The sequence below is a fragment of the Paraburkholderia sp. SIMBA_053 genome (genome assembly GCF_046534895.1).
GTDB lineage: Bacteria > Pseudomonadota > Gammaproteobacteria > Burkholderiales > Burkholderiaceae > Paraburkholderia > Paraburkholderia caledonica.
Map to the genome: position 1 here is coordinate 1 of NZ_JAWRXU010001594.1, position 240 is coordinate 240.

Sequence of the window (240 nt, forward strand, 5' to 3'; positions counted from 1 at the left end):
GGAACGAGTTGACCTTTGCCGGCCGGCCACGGCTCGCCCGCTCGTCACGCAGATTCGCGAGTGCAAGATGCACGCGTTCGGCCGTTTCCGGACGCACGGCCTGATCGTCGCGCAGGACACGATCGACCGTAGCCACGCTGACGCCAGCCCGACGCGCAATCATCGTACGAGTAGCCGGCATGGGTCTCCTCCGGTGCCGAGCGAAAGAATTATTTTGTTTTACTGAAGGTAGTTTTTCCC

Annotated in this window: 1 protein-coding gene; it reads right to left on the reverse strand. The window is 61.2% G+C overall.

What is annotated here, in order from left to right; all coding sequences use genetic code 11:
* The coding region (locus tag SB753_RS40925) for a LacI family DNA-binding transcriptional regulator (RefSeq protein ID WP_410805661.1) at positions 1-181 on the reverse strand (181 nt) is incomplete at its 3' end.
* Between the last annotated feature and the right edge of the window lie 59 nt (positions 182-240).